Annotated in this window: 1 rRNA gene; it reads left to right on the top strand. The window is 51.6% G+C overall.

From position 1 onward, the window contains the following. Positions 1-89 precede the first annotated feature (89 nt). Positions 90-3,045 (top strand): 23S ribosomal RNA (locus J4G36_RS18215). The last annotated feature ends 38 nt before the right edge of the window (positions 3,046-3,083 follow it).

Here is a 3,083-nt window from a genome sequence, read left to right as displayed (position 1 = left end):
GACTCTACATCGCTGTTTAGTCGTATTCAAGAAAAGTATTTAACAGTGAACAGCGCGGTCAAATGCACTGGAATCTGATGAATATTTTAGGTTAAGTTAGAAAGGGCGCACGGCGGATGCCTTGGCACTAGGAGCCTAAGAAGGACGGCACTAACACCGATATGCTCTGGGGAGCTGTAAGTAAGCTTTGATCCAGAGATTTCCGAATGGGGAAACCCACTGCCCGTAATGGGGTAGTACATGTACGTGAATACATAGCGTACTTGAGGCAAACCCGGAGAACTGAAACATCTAAGTATCCGGAGGAAGAGAAAGAAAAATCGATTCCCTGAGTAGCGGCGAGCGAAACGGGAATAGCCCAAACCAGGAAGCTTGCTTCCTGGGGTTGTAGGACACTCTATACGGAGTTACAAAGGAATGAATTAGACGAAGCGACCTGGAAAGGTCCGCCGTAGTGGGTAATAGCCCCGTAGTCGAAAGTTCATTCTCTCCAGAGTGTATCCTGAGTACGACGGAACACGTGAAATTCCGTTGGAATCCGGGAGGACCATCTCCCAAGGCTAAATACTTCCTAGTGACCGATAGTGAACCAGTACCGTGAGGGAAAGGTGAAAAGCACCCCGGAAGGGGAGTGAAATAGATCCTGAAACCGTGTGCCTACAAGTAGTCAGAGCTCCGTTGATCTTTTCTTCGGAATTGATCACGAGTGATGGCGTGCCTTTTGTAGAATGAACCGGCGAGTTACTGATTCCATGCAAGGTTAAGCAGTGAATGCGGAGCCGCAGCGAAAGCGAGTCTGAATAGGGCGATTTAGTATGGGGTCGTAGACCCGAAACCAGGTGATCTACCCATGTCCAGGGTGAAGGTAAGGTAACACTTACTGGAGGCCCGAACCCACGTATGTTGAAAAATGCGGGGATGAGGTGTGGGTAGCGGTGAAATTCCAATCGAACCTGGAGATAGCTGGTTCTCTCCGAAATAGCTTTAGGGCTAGCCTCAAACGTTAGAATCTCGGAGGTAGAGCACTGTTTGGACTAGGGGCCCATCCCGGGTTACCGAATTCAGACAAACTCCGAATGCCGAAGATTTATGTTTGGGAGTCAGACTGCGGGTGATAAGATTCGTAGTCGAGAGGGAAACAACCCAGACCACCAGTTAAGGTCCCCAAATATCCGTTAAGTGGAAAAGGATGTGGCGTTGCCCAGACAACCAGGATGTTGGCTTAGAAGCAGCCACCATTTAAAGAGTGCGTAATAGCTCACTGGTCGAGTGGCGCCGCGCCGAAAATGTACCGGGGCTAAACGGATTACCGAAACTGTGGATTGACACCTTTGGTGTCAGTGGTAGGAGAGCGTTCTAGGGGCGTTGAAGTCAGACTGTAAGGACTGGTGGAGCGCCTAGAAGTGAGAATGCCGGTATGAGTAGCGAAAGAAGGGTGAGAATCCCTTCCACCGAATGCCTAAGGTTTCCTGAGGAAGGCTCGTCCGCTCAGGGTTAGTCGGGACCTAAGTCGAGGCCGAAAGGCGTAGACGATGGACAACAGGTTGATATTCCTGTACCACCTCCCCGCCGTTTGAACAATGGGGGGACGCAGTAGGATAGGGTGAGCGCGCTGTTGGTTATGCGCGTCTAAGCAGTAAGGTGTGAAACGAGGAAAATCCCGTTTCTATAACATTGAGCTGTGATAGCAAGGGGAATTATCCCCGGAGTCCCTGATTTCACGCTGCCAAGAAAAGCCTCTAGTGAGGCGGGAGGTGCCCGTACCGCAAACCGACACAGGTAGGCGAGGAGAGAATCCTAAGGTGATCGAGAGAACTCTCGTTAAGGAACTCGGCAAAATGACCCCGTAACTTCGGGAGAAGGGGTGCTCTGGTAGGGTGTTAAAGCCCGAGAGAGCCGCAGTGAATAGGCCCAAGCGACTGTTTAGCAAAAACATAGGTCTCTGCAAAACCGCAAGGTGAAGTATAGGGGCTGACGCCTGCCCGGTGCTGGAAGGTTAAGAGGAGAGGTTAGCGCAAGCGAAGCTTCCAATTGAAGCCCCAGTAAACGGCGGCCGTAACTATAACGGTCCTAAGGTAGCGAAATTCCTTGTCGGGTAAGTTCCGACCCGCACGAAAGGCGTAACGATTTGGGCACTGTCTCAACGAGAGACTCGGTGAAATTATAGTACCTGTGAAGATGCAGGTTACCCGCGACAGGACGGAAAGACCCCGTGGAGCTTTACTGCAACCTGATATTGAATTCTGATGCAGTCTGTACAGGATAGGTAGGAGCCTTTGATTCCGGAGCGCCAGCTTCGGAGGAGGCGTTGGTGGGATACTACCCTGACTGTATTGGAATTCTAACCCATGCCCCTTATCGGGGCAGGAGACAGTGTCAGGCGGGCAGTTTGACTGGGGCGGTCGCCTCCTAAAGAGTAACGGAGGCGCCCAAAGGTTCCCTCAGAATGGTTGGACATCATTCGTAGAGTGCAAAGGCATAAGGGAGCTTAACTGCGAGACCTACAAGTCGAGCAGGGTCGAAAGACGGGCTTAGTGATCCGGTGGTTCCGCATGGAAGGGCCATCGCTCAACGGATAAAAGCTACCCCGGGGATAACAGGCTTATCTTCCCCAAGAGTCCACATCGACGGGAAGGTTTGGCACCTCGATGTCGGCTCATCGCATCCTGGGGCTGTAGTCGGTCCCAAGGGTTGGGCTGTTCGCCCATTAAAGCGGTACGCGAGCTGGGTTCAGAACGTCGTGAGACAGTTCGGTCCCTATCCGTCGCGGGCGCAGGAAATTTGAGAAGAGCTGTCCTTAGTACGAGAGGACCGGGATGGACACACCGCTGGTGTACCAGTTGTCTTGCCAAAGGCATCGCTGGGTAGCTACGTGTGGACGGGATAAATGCTGAAAGCATCTAAGCATGAAGCCCCCTTCAAGATGAGATTTCCCATTACGCAAGTAAGTAAGATCCCTCAGAGAAGATGAGGTTGATAGGTCCGGGGTGTAAGTGCGGCGACGTACGTAGCTGACGGATACTAATTGATCGAGGACTTAACCTATTCAAGTTAAAAGGGTTTGATTGACCCTGATTTGTGAA

The organism is Sporosarcina sp. 6E9 (assembly GCF_017921835.1).
GTDB lineage: Bacteria > Bacillota > Bacilli > Bacillales_A > Planococcaceae > Sporosarcina.
Note: the sequence above shows the minus strand (reverse complement) of the source record. Positions and strands in the feature narration are given on the sequence as shown.